Source organism: Pseudomonas sp. 05N434, from assembly GCF_056396965.1.
Genome location: NZ_JBFTMK010000065.1, coordinates 1 through 12,833, shown reverse-complemented (window position 1 = coordinate 12,833; position 12,833 = coordinate 1). Strand labels below are relative to the sequence as shown.

At 58.1% G+C, this 12,833-nt stretch carries 16 protein-coding genes; 6 read left to right on the top strand and 10 right to left on the bottom strand.

Annotated features, from left to right (window positions below; translation table 11 throughout):
• From AC1DLB_RS06950 to AC1DLB_RS06920, 7 genes are all read right to left on the bottom strand, one after another.
• Positions 1 to 433, bottom strand: a 433-nt coding sequence (locus tag AC1DLB_RS06950) for a response regulator (RefSeq protein ID WP_477784789.1), incomplete at its 3' end; no start/stop codon positions are given.
• Positions 434 to 688: 255 nt separating this feature from the next.
• Positions 689 to 1,093: a response regulator gene (locus AC1DLB_RS06945; protein WP_018930010.1), complete on the bottom strand. Its 405-nt coding sequence runs from the start codon at positions 1,091 to 1,093 to the stop codon at positions 689 to 691.
• Between the two features lie 171 nt (positions 1,094 to 1,264).
• Positions 1,265 to 2,596 carry a deoxyguanosinetriphosphate triphosphohydrolase gene (locus AC1DLB_RS06940; RefSeq protein ID WP_477784788.1) on the bottom strand — a complete coding sequence of 444 codons (1,332 nt, stop codon included), beginning with the start codon at positions 2,594 to 2,596 and terminating at the stop codon, positions 1,265 to 1,267.
• A gap of 67 nt (positions 2,597 to 2,663) precedes the next feature.
• Complete coding sequence (locus AC1DLB_RS06935) at positions 2,664 to 3,827, bottom strand: EAL domain-containing protein (RefSeq protein ID WP_477784787.1); 1,164 nt, start codon at positions 3,825 to 3,827, stop codon at positions 2,664 to 2,666.
• Positions 3,828 to 3,951: 124 nt separating this feature from the next.
• Positions 3,952 to 4,293, bottom strand: coding sequence for a hypothetical protein (locus AC1DLB_RS06930; RefSeq protein WP_019020946.1), 342 nt, complete (start codon positions 4,291 to 4,293; stop codon positions 3,952 to 3,954).
• On the bottom strand, positions 4,290 to 4,679 hold the full coding sequence (locus AC1DLB_RS06925) for a phage holin family protein (RefSeq protein ID WP_018930007.1): 390 nt from the start codon (positions 4,677 to 4,679) through the stop codon (positions 4,290 to 4,292). Before AC1DLB_RS06925 ends, AC1DLB_RS06930 begins: the two co-directional genes overlap by 4 nt.
• A gap of 1 nt (position 4,680) precedes the next feature.
• Positions 4,681 to 4,995: an ElaB/YgaM/YqjD family protein gene (locus tag AC1DLB_RS06920; protein ID WP_477784786.1), complete on the bottom strand. Its 315-nt coding sequence runs from the start codon at positions 4,993 to 4,995 to the stop codon at positions 4,681 to 4,683.
• Between the two features lie 305 nt (positions 4,996 to 5,300).
• On the opposite strand from AC1DLB_RS06920, the gene AC1DLB_RS06915 reads away from it, so the two are divergent.
• Positions 5,301 to 6,509: an ammonium transporter gene (locus AC1DLB_RS06915; protein WP_230139274.1), complete on the top strand. Its 1,209-nt coding sequence runs from the start codon at positions 5,301 to 5,303 to the stop codon at positions 6,507 to 6,509.
• Between the two features lies 1 nt (position 6,510).
• Here the strand turns inward: AC1DLB_RS06915 and AC1DLB_RS06910 are convergent, their stop codons facing one another.
• Complete coding sequence (locus AC1DLB_RS06910) at positions 6,511 to 8,223, bottom strand: cation:proton antiporter (RefSeq protein WP_477784785.1); 1,713 nt, start codon at positions 8,221 to 8,223, stop codon at positions 6,511 to 6,513.
• A 199-nt stretch (positions 8,224 to 8,422) separates the two neighbouring features.
• On the opposite strand from AC1DLB_RS06910, the gene AC1DLB_RS06905 reads away from it, so the two are divergent.
• The 3 genes from AC1DLB_RS06905 to AC1DLB_RS06895 all read left to right on the top strand — a co-directional run bounded on the left by AC1DLB_RS06905 (position 8,423) and on the right by AC1DLB_RS06895 (position 10,109).
• Positions 8,423 to 8,665, top strand: coding sequence for a glutaredoxin family protein (locus tag AC1DLB_RS06905; protein ID WP_019582515.1), 243 nt, complete (start codon positions 8,423 to 8,425; stop codon positions 8,663 to 8,665).
• Positions 8,666 to 8,825: 160 nt separating this feature from the next.
• Positions 8,826 to 9,146 carry a hypothetical protein gene (locus AC1DLB_RS06900; RefSeq protein ID WP_007895054.1) on the top strand — a complete coding sequence of 107 codons (321 nt, stop codon included), beginning with the start codon at positions 8,826 to 8,828 and terminating at the stop codon, positions 9,144 to 9,146.
• 72 nt (positions 9,147 to 9,218) lie between these two features.
• Positions 9,219 to 10,109 carry a pseudouridine synthase gene (locus tag AC1DLB_RS06895; protein WP_111455011.1) on the top strand — a complete coding sequence of 297 codons (891 nt, stop codon included), beginning with the start codon at positions 9,219 to 9,221 and terminating at the stop codon, positions 10,107 to 10,109.
• 84 nt (positions 10,110 to 10,193) lie between these two features.
• Here the strand turns inward: AC1DLB_RS06895 and AC1DLB_RS06890 are convergent, their stop codons facing one another.
• Positions 10,194 to 10,415, bottom strand: a complete 222-nt coding sequence (locus AC1DLB_RS06890) for a YgdI/YgdR family lipoprotein (protein ID WP_064616755.1) — start codon at positions 10,413 to 10,415, stop codon at positions 10,194 to 10,196.
• Between the two features lie 76 nt (positions 10,416 to 10,491).
• Positions 10,492 to 11,094 carry a molybdenum cofactor guanylyltransferase MobA gene (mobA, locus tag AC1DLB_RS06885; RefSeq protein WP_064616757.1) on the bottom strand — a complete coding sequence of 201 codons (603 nt, stop codon included), beginning with the start codon at positions 11,092 to 11,094 and terminating at the stop codon, positions 10,492 to 10,494.
• A gap of 81 nt (positions 11,095 to 11,175) precedes the next feature.
• On the opposite strand from mobA, the gene moaB reads away from it, so the two are divergent.
• Positions 11,176 to 11,715: a molybdenum cofactor biosynthesis protein B gene (moaB, locus tag AC1DLB_RS06880; RefSeq protein WP_007940044.1), complete on the top strand. Its 540-nt coding sequence runs from the start codon at positions 11,176 to 11,178 to the stop codon at positions 11,713 to 11,715.
• Positions 11,699 to 12,833: molybdopterin molybdotransferase MoeA (locus AC1DLB_RS06875; RefSeq protein ID WP_477784784.1), on the top strand; the 1,135-nt coding region annotated here is incomplete at its 3' end. The genes moaB and AC1DLB_RS06875, both read left to right, overlap by 17 nt.

The following is a 12,833-nucleotide window of genomic DNA, read 5'->3' as shown; positions in this document are numbered from 1 at the left end:
CAGAGTCCAGGTCTGCCCACTGTGCGTCGTCACAACGAACTGGGTTCAAGGCCTCGCTGGGGAAGTAGTTGTAACCTGATAATACTGCTTTGATCGCGCTTACCAGTTCACTGAGCTCTTCCTGTTTGCATACATACCCTGATGCACCTGACTGCATGCAGCGAATACCAAAAAGTTTTGGGCATTGTGCAGTCAACACCAGTGTTTTTAATGGCGTGCTCATTGCGTTGAAACGTGAGAGCACTTCCAGCCCATCCAGTTTGGGAATACTGATGTCGAGGATGATCAGGTCGGGCATGCATTCGCGCACCATTTGCATGGCATCGACGCCATTGTCAGTTTCACCGACGACTTTGTAACCTTCATGTTCCAGCAGCATTCGAACGGCAAGGCGGATGACAGGGTGATCGTCGACAATAAAAACGGAGTTCATAATCAAATCCCATACGTGCACAAATAAAGCGCGCACCTTAGCTCAGTAGTTGAGGGGGCGCATGAACTGACAAGCCGATAGCAGCAATATAGGAAAAGTCCTACAGCTGAAAAAGAAATGGACTACGTGTCAACTAGGTTTTGAATGAGGAAGGGTTAAAAATTTGATAGTTTAGTCAAGAAGCTAGAAGGCGTTTGGCTATAAGTATTAATCTGTGTTTTGGATGTGGTTCTAGTGTGTGAGAGTTGGTGTTTTTTATTGTGAGGCCAAGGTCAACAAGTTTCTAAAATCTGATTGTTTCAATGGCTTGATCAAGTAACCCAGCAAGGGAAGTCCGTGTTCGTAGGCTACTGTTTTAAGTTTTTCCAGCTCGGCGGATGTCAGGCTGCTCAGCAGTATTGCCTGTCTGATCATTCCCCGGTGACTGGCGAACTCGATCAAATCAAGACCGGGAAGGTCGGGCAGGCATTGGTCGCACAGAAGAATATCGAACGGTTGCGCAGCTTTGAGCATTTGTTGCAAGGCGCCTTCGGCACTGTCAGTGGTGGTCAGTTGGGTGAAGCCGTAACTCTCGAGCAGGTATTGAGCCGCTCTCAGCTGAAACGGATGATCTTCCACCAGCAATATGTGCCAATCGTGTTTGAACGTAGGAGTTTTCATGCGTCATCTGTCGAGCAGTGGGTGTGCAATTGTTTCGCGAGATGGTCGAACAATCGATCAGTCAGCTCTGCACAAGGTGTAGGGCGATTCTGTCGATGTTGAAATACAGATGAATGTCGAGACATTCGATCAGCCGTTCAGACGTCGCTGACGCGGCTGATCGATGCGCTGTTATCCGTGGCTTGAACGACCGGTCATTTCCAGCGCCATTTCACCGGCATAGCTGTCGGTCATGCCAGCGATGAAATCAATCATGCGCAAGAAAGAGGTGTGCAACGGGCCATTCGGGTCGGGTGCATTGTTGCCCAACAGGTCGAGTATGCGCCGGTTCTTGAAGGAGGGCGTACGACCGTTGTGCTGCTCCAGTGCTGCGCCGCAAAAAGCATTGAGCAGGATTTCCAGGGTGGTGTAGGCACCGATTTCGTGGAGCGTCTTGCGCTTGTCCTGGAAGATTTTTTTGCGTGCCATGTCCTTGGCATTCAAGACACAGCGTTTGGCCGGGCCATGCATGTGTTCGACAAGGTCCCCCGGTAGCGTGCCGGACAGCAACGCGTCCTGTTGCTCGACAAAGGCTCGGGCTGCTGCGTTGGTCAGGTGTTCGATGGCWTTGCCCCGCAGAATCGCCAGTTTGCGCCGCCGCGAATCCTGTGGACCGAGCTGACGATAGGTTTCCGGGAGATCGTCGCCCACCAGGTCCAGCAGCAGGGACTCGACTTCGGCGTACTCCAGCAGCTCCATTTCCAGGCCATCTTCCAGATCGATCAGCGCGTAGCAGATGTCGTCGGCGGCCTCCATCAGATACACCAGCGGATGGCGCGCCCAGCGCTGTTCTTCCAGTTGGGGCAGGCCGAGTTTATGAGCGATCTGTTCCAGCAGCGGCAGTTCACTCTGGTAGCAGCCGAACTTGTGCTTCTTGTAGCCCAGTGAGTCGGCGTGCCGGGCCGTCCACGGGTATTTCAGGTAGGTGCCCAGGGTGGCATAGGTCAGCCGGGTGCCTCCTTCGAACTGATGGTATTCAAGCTGGGTGAGCACCCGGAAACCTTGGGCATTGCCTTCGAAGTTGAGGAAGTCGTTGCGTTCGGCTTCGCTCATGGCATCCAGCCAGCCACGGCCGGCGGCCTGCTGGAACCAGTGGCGGATCGCGTCTTCGCCGGAGTGGCCGAAGGGTGGGTTGCCGATGTCATGGGCCAGGCAAGCCGATTGCACCACCATCCCCAGGTCGCTCGGTTCACACCAGTCGGGCAGCGCGCTGCGGATGGTTTCACCGACGCGCATCCCCAGCGAACGGCCGACGCAGCTGACTTCCAGCGAGTGAGTCAGGCGCGTATGAATGTGATCGTTGCTGGAGACCGGATGGACCTGGGTCTTGCGCCCGAGACGGCGAAACGCGCCTGAGAAAATGATCCGGTCGTGGTCTTTATGGAAAGGACTGCGGCCGAGTTCTTCCGGGCTGTGCACAGGTTTTCCGAGGCGTTCGCGGGTAAGCAGGGTGTGCCAATCCAAGGCTGGTTTCTCCGTCAGGTGACTGAACCCCTAGCTTCCCGTTTCGCGCCGGTACCTGCAAGGAGAACTACAACCCCGCAGCGTCGATATCGATGAGCAGTAGCCGTTCGCCGTTATCGAAAAACTGCCCCGCAGTGAGGCAGTACTGATTGCTGGTGGCGTCGCGGTAAGTGTTGGAAAGCGTCAGACGGCGCTCATCCCAACCCTCGGCCAGCAAGTGATAGAAATAGGGGCGCCATGACCAGTTATGACCCAGGTAGCGGTTATCGGCTTCCCAGCCGTTGTTGCGCCATTCCAGGTTGGGGGTCAGTTGCGTGCCGTGGCGGTCGCACTGATAAAAACGCAACAGCCAGGGAAACGCTTCCAGCTGCGGCAAGGCGCTGAGGGGCGCGCTGGCTTGAGCCCAGGCTTGCAGGATGGTCATCAGTTCGCTGAGTTGCTGGCGCATGATCATCAGGCGAGCGCGTTCAGTCAGCTTTTGCTGAACGTAACGCTGGCGCAGTTGCGCGAAGCGCTCGACAAAGGCGTCGGTGGCGAAGAAATCCGCTTGCGCTCGGGCGAACAGAAAGCCTTGTACGTAGCGTGAGCCGCACTCCAGGGCAAAATTCAGTTGAGCTTCGGTTTCCACGCCTTCGGCGATGATCCAGCAACCGGTTTTTTCTGCCATTTGCGCCAGTGCCTTGACCAYATCGCTGCTGGGACCGCCCAGTGCGGCGGCCTGGAACAACCGCATGTCGAGCTTGAGAATGTCCGGTTGCAGGGCCAGCACGCGATCGAGTTGAGAGTAACCGGCACCGAAATCATCGATGGCGATCCGCGCCCCGGCTTGCCGGTAGCGGGCCACGACTTCAGCCAGACGCTGGCTGTCGCCGCCCAATTCGGTGATCTCGAAGACGATTCGCTGTGCGTCGACACCATGCCTGCTCAGTTGCTTGAGGCTCGGCAGTGCCTGGTCCCGGCGCAAGCGGCTAATCCAGCGGGGTGAGATGTTCAGGCTGAGAAACCAGTCCGTGGGCGCTTCATGCAGACGGCTCAGGGCGTTGTCGCGAATCTGGCGATCGAGACGTCGCAGGGCGATGGCCGGGGTTCGCGGATCGGCGAACAGCGCACCTACCGAGGCCAGTTGACCATCGGCCTGGCGCAGTCGGCCCAGCGCTTCGACACCCGCGATACGGCCTGTGGCGGTATCGATGAATGGCTGAAAACAGGCGAGCGGTTGCCCGTCGATCACGAGGCCTCCTTATTAAGGTGTTGTTCTGGATAAATACCTGGTCCCAGGTAGGCACGCAGGATCAACCTCTCGATAAAGAGGTTGATCCTGGTGGTATTGCAAGAATGCAGCCAGACAAGACTGATTAGTGTTTGCGCGAAGCGCTCTGCATGACCAGCTTGATCAGCGGCCCTAGTGCGGCGCCCAGGCTAACCAGCTTGGTCAGGCTGCCGATACCGCCGCCCTTGGCACCCTTGCCGGTCAGAAAACCCAACCCGATCACGGCGGCGATGCCCCAGAGCGGGGCGTGTTTGATGCCGAAGCCGTCTTGCAGGCTTTGTGTCATGCCGCGCACCCGTTGCAGGGGCTGCAGCAGTTGTTGGGACTCGTGGCGAATTTCCTGGCGATGCATTTCCATGCGCAGACGGATCAGTGCCTTGCGCATTTCCGTTCGCGAACTATTGCGGGGAAGTTCAGGCATGCTCATGGCAACAGACGCTCCCGATCATTGGCCAGCTCCTCGAGGGTGCCATGGAAGGGCGAGGATTCATCGAAAATCGCCGCCCTCAAGCGCATCGCGCAGAACAACGTAGCGAGGGTGTAGAACACACAGAGCCCGATGATCGCCGCCAGGCGATAGGTGTCCCAGAACAGGATCAACACCAGCGTCGACAACCCCACCAGCAACAACAAGGCAAAGACCAGCGTCAGGCCTGCAAACAGCAACAGGCTTACGGTACGTGCTTTTTGCTCCTGCAGTTCGATGCCGAACAGTTCGACATGGCTATGCAGCAACCCAAGAAACGCGGCACCCAGGCGCCGCGATGAAGAGCGGGTGCCCGTCGCGGACGAGCCGGATTCATCGATTGCCATATCAGCGCCGAGTAGCCAGCAGACCAATCAGGAAACCCACGCCGGCTGCAATCCCGACCGATTGCCATGGGTTGGCCTGGACGTAATCTTCCGTGGCGGCGACAGCCGCTTTGCCGCGCTCTTGCAGGGCGTCKTCGGTCAGCCTCAGGGTTTCCCGGGCACGCAGCAGGCTGTCGCGGATCTGTTCGCGCAGCTCATCGGCCTGATCACCGGCCAGGGAGGCGGTGTGTTCCAGCAACCGTTCGGTGTCGCTGACCAGTGTCTGAAAATCTTCCATCAGAATTTCTTGAGCAGTCTTTGCCTTGATGCGTGCCATTGGTGATCTCCGTAAGTGGCTTCTGAAGCGTTCGAGTATGAGCCTTGCGCGAAGGTTCAGTACAAATGACTGGTACATCTTTTGCTACGTCGTGGTGCGTCAGCCGGCGCTATTGCGCTGTTGCCGGGCATGATTTCAGGAAAACCCTAACTCAAACAATCAAAACTCGCGCAGAGGCGGCGGTCTTGTGCGCCAAAGCGGTTCATCCGGATCAGCGTTGCGGTCTGGATTGGCTGCAACTTGGTGCGTCGACCATCTGCGCGAACTGCTTTGGTGCTTTTTTCAGCCTTCAGGTCTGCCAATCCATGGAAAATCTGCAAAGTGCTGTGGACAGTCTGGTCCATAGCTCCAACACGTTGTTCATCCTTATCGGTGCGGTCATGGTTCTGGCCATGCACGCCGGTTTCGCCTTTCTTGAGGTCGGCACGGTTCGCCAAAAGAATCAGGTCAACGCCTTGTCGAAGATCCTCAGTGACTTCGCCATTTCGACCCTGGCCTACTTCTTTATAGGCTATTGGATTTCCTATGGGGTCAGTTTTATGCAACCGGCGGCGGTGATCACCGCCGACCATGGCTATGGGTTGGTGAAGTTTTTCTTTCTGCTGACCTTTGCCGCGGCGATACCGGCGATCATTTCCGGAGGCATCGCCGAGCGCGCCCGGTTCGTCCCGCAGTTGTGCGCGACGGCGCTGATCGTGGCGTTTATCTACCCCTTCTTCGAGGGCGTGGTCTGGAACGGCAACTTCGGCCTGCAAGCCTGGTTGCTGGCACGTTTCGGCGCCAGTTTCCATGACTTCGCCGGCTCCGTGGTGGTTCACGCCATGGGCGGCTGGCTGGCACTCGCGGCGGTGTTGCTGCTGGGGCCGAGGCAAGGTCGTTATCGCGACGGGCGACTGGTGGCATTCGCGCCGTCGAGCATTCCCTTCCTGGCGTTGGGGTCGTGGATCCTGATCGTCGGCTGGTTCGGTTTCAACGTGATGAGCGCCCAGACTCTGCAAGGGGTCAGCGGGCTGGTGGCAGTGAATTCGTTGATGGCCATGGTCGGCGGCACGGTGGCGGCGTTGATCGTCGGGCGCAATGACCCGGGCTTCCTGCATAACGGCCCGTTGGCCGGATTGGTGGCGATCTGCGCCGGTTCGGATCTGATGCACCCGGTGGGCGCATTGGTGACCGGCGCCATCGCCGGAGCACTGTTTGTCTGGTGCTTTACCGCGGCTCAAGGCAAATGGCGTATCGACGATGTGCTGGGTGTCTGGCCTTTGCATGGGCTGTGTGGTGTCTGGGGCGGGATCGCTTGCGGCATCTTCGGGCAAATCGCTTTGGGTGGTTTGGGGGGCGTGAGCCTGATCAGTCAGTTGATCGGCACTTCTTTGGGGGTAGTCGTGGCGCTGGCCGGTGGTTTTGCCGTGTATGGCGCGATCAAGGCGGTCCATGGCCTGCGCCTGAGCCAGGAAGAAGAGTATTACGGCGCGGACTTGTCGGTGCACAAGATCGGCGCCGTGAGCCAGGATTGAATCAGCGTTCCTCATCGTCGGCGCCAGGGTAAAAATCGTGCAGCAGGCGATAGCGGTCATGCCGTACCTGGTCGACCCGGTCCTGCACCTGCTGGCCGGGTATGCCCAGCATGATCAGAGCGTGGGAGGCGAGCATCAGGCTGGACTCCAGCAACTCGGGTACGACTTCGCTGGCACCGGCCGCCTTCAACTCGGCCAACTGGCTGTCATCCCGGGTGCGCACCAGGATCGGCACGGTCGGGTTGAACCGCCGTGCTTCCTTGAGAATCAGCAGGGCGATGTCCGTCTTGTCCACGGCAACCACCAACAGTCTTGCGCGCTCCAGCCCTATCGCGATCAGCAGCTCGCCGCGACGTGAGTCGCCATAGTGCACACTGCTTTCATTGACCACAGCTTCCTGGACCCGCACCGGATCGGTGTCCAACGCGATGTACGGTTGCTGAACATGACGCAGGAAACGCCCGATGGATTGACCGACGCGGCCATAGCCACAGATCACCACGTGATTGTGCAGGCCGGCATTGAGCGCGCTGATTTCTTCGAGTTCGGCTGCTTTGTTGGGTTTGCGGTGCAGACGCATGGCGATGCGGGGAGCGGCGCGCAGAAGTAAAGGCGTTACCAGCATCGAGCAGAACGTGGCCGCCAGCAGCAGGCCGCCGAGGTCGGCGGGCATCAGTTTGTTCTGTTGCATCTGCGCCATCAGGGCAAAACAGAACTCACCCCCCTGGGCCAATGCCAGGCCGCTGCGCCATGCAGTTTCGCCATCGCTGCCGCGCCATTTGACCAGCAGTGCGACCAGGGTGCCCTTGATCAGCAGCAACCCCAACGTCAGACCGAGAATCAGCAGGCCGTGGCTGGCAAACAGGCGCAAGTCGATCAGCATGCCGATACTGACGAAGAATACTCCGAGCAGAATATCGCGGAACGGACGGATATCGGCCTCGATCTGATGTCGGTAATGGCTTTCCCCCAGCAGCATGCCGGCGAGAAAGGCGCCCAGGGCAGGAGAGAGGCCGAGCAGGTGAGTCAGCCAGGCCGTCAGCAGAACAATCACCAGTGCCAACAGCACGAACAGCTCCGCGGACCGGGCCGCGGCGACTTCATGGAACAGCCGTGRCAGAAACCAGCGACTGACCAGCAGCAAACCGACGAACAGCACCAGGGTCTTGGCCAGCGTCAGCGGCAGCGCCCAATACCAGGCGTGGTCACTGCTGCCGGCGAACACCGGCACAAGCGTCAGCAGCAACACCGCAACCACGTCCTGGAACAACAGCACGGCGATGGCATTCTGGCCGTGACGGCTGAATATTTCGCCGAGGCTGCTCAACTCCTTGCTGACAATGGCGGTAGACGACAGCGCCAGACCGGCGCCGAGTAACAGGGCTGGTGTGATCGGCATGCCGAACAGCATCAGCAAAGCTCCCAGCAAGATCCCGGACCCCAGCACTTGTAGGCTGCCCAGGCCAAACACCACCTGGCGCAGTGCGAGCATCTTCGACAGGGAAAACTCAAGCCCCAGGGAGAACAGCAGGAACACCACGCCCAATTCGGCCAGAYCGGGCAAATCTTCGTTTTCATTCACCCAGTTGAACGCTGTCGGCCCGATCATCAGCCCTACGCACAAGTAGCCCAGCACCGGTGGCAAACGCAGGCGCTGGAACAGTGCAATCACCACCAGGGAGGAGGCGAGGATGATCAACAAGTTGGCAAACACAAAAAACTCCGGTGAGGGTTCTGGCTACTCAAGCGTAGAGGCAAAAAAGACGCGAGCATTGCGCAAATGACCGGCGACGCAAATGATTTGCGTCAGAGTTTTGCTGAAATCTCTTGAAGTCACCGTTGCTCGGACGTCGGCTCGACTGCGTTTGATGGCGGGCCTAGAATGAGCGCTTACTTCGTTTGGTCTTGTCGTCATGCCTCCTGAATGTCAGCTGTTCGGCACCGTTGGTTGCCATCTTTGTGAAGTCGCCGAAGCCATGCTGATGGAGTTTGTCGAGCGTGGTCTGTTGGTGGAGCTGGTGGATATCGCTGATGATGAAACCTGGTTCGAAGCCTACAGCCTGCGTATTCCGGTGTTGCGTCGGGTCGATACCGGCGCTGAACTGGGCTGGCCGTTTAGTGCCGAGCAGGTGGTGGCGTTCCTGCGCGAGTCCTGACACTGCTGGCGATGCCCCACCTGTCGCGATCCTCGTTTCATTCGTTGGCGAAAGGTTGGTTATTCGGTTACTGTATGTCTATACAGTTATTCGGATTGCCTGCCATGCTTCTCCCTGTTCGGGTTTGGGCAGATGATCCCGGACGTCAGAGGGATGAAATGTGGTCAATGTCGAACAATTGAAGAACAGTGTGAACCGGATGTCGGCCGATGTGGTGCGCGAGGCGGTTCTCGAATTGCGTCTGGATGGCCTGGTCACGGAGGGGAAAACGCCCTTCAACAAACTGCATTTCAACACCTGCTTCGCCGAAATCGAAGCCTTGTTCCAGCGTGCGGGTTATCACCGGCAGCTCGATGTCGTGGGCTATCAGGGGTTGTTGTACGCGCTTTATGATCCGGGTCGCTGGGAAGCGGTCGATGTGCTGCGCTGGCTCAAGGAGTTCACCGAAGCGGCCGCTCGAACGCAGTCAATACCGGCCTGAGGATTCTCTTCTAGGTTCGTTCCGGCCACTGTTGGATAATGCTGCCCTGCATTGAGGGTTAGAGTTTTTCGTATGTCCACTTCATCGTTTTCTGCTGCGCACAACCAGGCCAGCACGCTCTATCTGCCGCCTGGTCCGTGGCAGACCGTATTCGATTGCCTGTGCGAACACTTCAGCGCCATCGGTCGTGAGCAATGGCTGGACAGAATTGCTCGCGGTCGTGTCCTCGATGGACAAGGCATGCCGATCGCCCTGGATCTACCTTACAAGGAAGGTCTGCGGATTCATTATTTTCGTGAAGTACCGGACGAAAAACCGATCCCGGTGGTGGAGTCGATCCTCTATGCCGACGAGCATCTGGTGGTGGCGGACAAGCCGCACTTCCTGCCGGTGACGCCGGCTGGGGAGTATGTGGAGCAGACATTGCTGCGACGACTGATCCGGCGACTGGATAACCCGCATCTGGTGCCTTTGCATCGTATTGACCGGCATACGGCAGGGCTGGTGCTGTTCTCAGCCAATCCTCAGAGTCGGTCGGCGTATCAGTCATTGTTTCCTACACGCCAGATCGAAAAACGCTACGAAGCAATCGCCCGGGCATTGCCTGAACTGACCTTCCCGATGGTTCATAAAAGTCGACTCATCGATGGCGAACCGTTCTTTCGCATGCAGGAAGGTCCGGGCGTCAGCAATACCGAGACGGCTGTCGAGGTCCGGGAAAAAAACGGTGAGTTCTGGCGCTATGCGCTTTACCCGGTAACAGGCAAGAAACATCAGTTGCGAGTGCACATGGCGGCCCTGGGGGCTGGTATCTGCAATGACCCGTTCTATCCGCAGGTGCTCAAGGATGTTGAAGACGACTATGCCAATCCCTTGAAGCTGCTGGCCCAGGGGTTGCGATTTGTCGATCCGGTTACGGGGCAGGAAAGAGAGTTCGAAAGCACAATCACTCTGGAGTGGTGATCATAGGCGATCCTGTTTTTCTTCTGCCACGAAAAAGCCCGCTTTAAAAGCGGGCTTTTCTGTATCCGATGGTCGCCGCAAAGATTACAACTCTTTAACGGTACGAATCTGATCCTTGTTGATGCGGGTGTGCTTGCCATCCAGCTGTTCGAACTCGTAAAAGCCCGATTCTTTATCGTACTTAGGCGCGTCGACGGCCTGGATTTCTCGACCGTCATTCAAGGTGATCACTGAAGGCGATGCACAACCGGCGAGGGTCGCAAGGCCCAGGGCGAGCATGAAAGTGGCGAGGGTCCGTTGGGTCATGGGTGTGTCTCCGAATGGAAAATCTTTTGATTGCTGAGCTTGAGACGTATGCAACACGTGCAAGTTCCTTCAATTATCAGTCTGACACAGTGTGATGCGTGCTTAACAGTTCCGGCGTGTTGAGGTTGGCCAGGCGAGAGTCGTTCTCGGGGCACTGCAGGGCCATGGCGCCCAATTTGCGCATCAGTCTGCCCGGGCTGCGCTCGCCTTCGTTCCAGGCCGTCTCGAAAGCCCCTGAAAGAGCGACGGGAATCATGCACAGCAAAGGTTCCCAGTGTTCTCCATGGCGTAGCATCAGCGGTTTGTCCGGATGCTGCGCGGCAGTTTCACGCATGTTCTGGAGCAGCGCCGCATCGATGCATGGCACATCGCAGGGCAATACCAGCAGGTGCGTGTGGCGGGCGGCCTTCAGGCCTGCGCGAATACCCGCCAATGGTCCCGGAAAGTCGCCTTCATCGTCATGGACCAGCTGATCCGCATAAGGCGCATATTTCTCCAGGTTTCTGTTGCAGGAGATGATCAGATCATCACTCAGCAGACGGGTCTTGCGGTGCAGATGCGCGATCAGTGGCTCGCCGTGCCATTCCAGCAAACCCTTGTCCTGACCGCCCATGCGTTGGCCACGCCCGCCCGCCAGGAGCAAAATGGAGCACGGCGCCAAAGGTGTATCCGAGGTCATTGCACTTCTCCATGGGGGCGGCGAAAAAATGAGGCGCTGTGATATAACACCGGGCTGTTTCTCCTACAACTGGACGAGCCTATGAAAGCCAAGGCTGATGTACCTTTCGCACCGCTCAACATCGCGGTGCTGACTGTCAGCGATACCCGTACCCTGGAAACCGACACCTCAGGCCAGGTCTTCGTCGACCGCTTGAGCGCTGCCGGTCATAACCTGGCGGCCCGTGTATTGCTCAAAGATGATCTCTACAAAATTCGTGCGCAAGTGGCCAACTGGATTGCCGATGAAGTCGTGCAAGTGGTGCTGATCACTGGCGGTACCGGGTTTACCGGTCGTGACAGTACGCCCGAAGCGGTGAGTTGCCTGCTGGATAAGCAGGTCGATGGTTTTGGTGAACTATTCCGGCAGATATCGGTGGCGGATATCGGTACTTCCACGGTTCAGTCCCGGGCCTTGGCCGGTCTGGCCAATGGCACGTTGGTTTGCTGCTTGCCGGGTTCGACCAATGCGGTGCGCACCGGTTGGGACGGTATTCTCGCCGAACAACTGGATTCCCGGCACCGTCCGTGCAATTTCGTGACTCATCTGAAACAGGCGGCACCCTGTGAATCCCGCGGGTAAGCCAGGCAAGACTGGCAGCCTGATGGCTGTCGAGGTAGCGCTCGCGCGGCTACTGGAAATGGCCGACGCCTCGAGAATTCATGAGCACCAACGCTTGCCGTTGGCGCAGGTTCAGGGGCGTGTACTGGCTGCTGATCTGGTTTCGACACTTGATCTGCCGCCTTGGCCCAACAGTGCCATGGATGGGTATGCCTTGCGCGTCGCCGACTGGACGGGAGAACCGTTGCCGGTCAGCCAGAAGATTTTTGCAGGTCAGGCTCCGGAGCCCTTGAAGCCTGGGACCTGTGCGCGGATCTTCACCGGCGCGCCTGTGCCCGCGGGTGCTGACTGTGTCGAGATGCAGGAGAACGCCGAGGTTCAGGCGGATGAGCGGGTACGTTTCACCGAGACCATGACGCCGGGGCAGAACATCCGTCCACAAGGCCAGGAAACCACCGCCGGTGAGTTGATCTTGCCCGCCGGTACACGCCTGGGGCCCATCGAACAGGGGCTGGCGGCATCGTTGGGATGCGCTGAATTGGATGTGGTTCGCAAGGTTCGTGTTGCGGTTTTGTCTACCGGGGATGAGCTGATTGAGCCGGGCCAGGCCCTTGGACCGGGACAGATCTACAACAGCAATCGAGTGTTGCTTTGCAGCTGGTTGCAGCGCTTGGGCTGTGAGGTGATCGATGCTGGCATTCTTCCCGATGATTTAGCGACCACTCGTGCCCGTCTCGGCGAGTTGAAGGATGTCGACCTGATTCTCTCCACCGGTGGCGTATCGGTGGGAGAAGCCGACTTTCTGGGCATTGCCTTGCGGGAAGAGGGCGAGTTGACCCTGTGGAAGCTTGCCATCAAGCCAGGCAAGCCGCTGACGTTCGGGCATTTTCGCGGTGTGCCTGTCATTGGTTTGCCCGGCAATCCGGCGTCAACCCTGGTGACTTTTGCTTTGTTGGCAAGGCCCTACCTCTTGCGCCGCCAAGGCGTAAAAGAGATCGAACCCCTGAAGTTTCAGGTACCGGCAGGGTTTGTCTGGCCAAAGGCTGGTAACCGACGTGAGTACTTGCGCGGACGTCTGGAGAATGGCCGGGCAATCATCTATAGGAATCAGAGCTCTGGCGTACTGCGCAGTGCCGCCT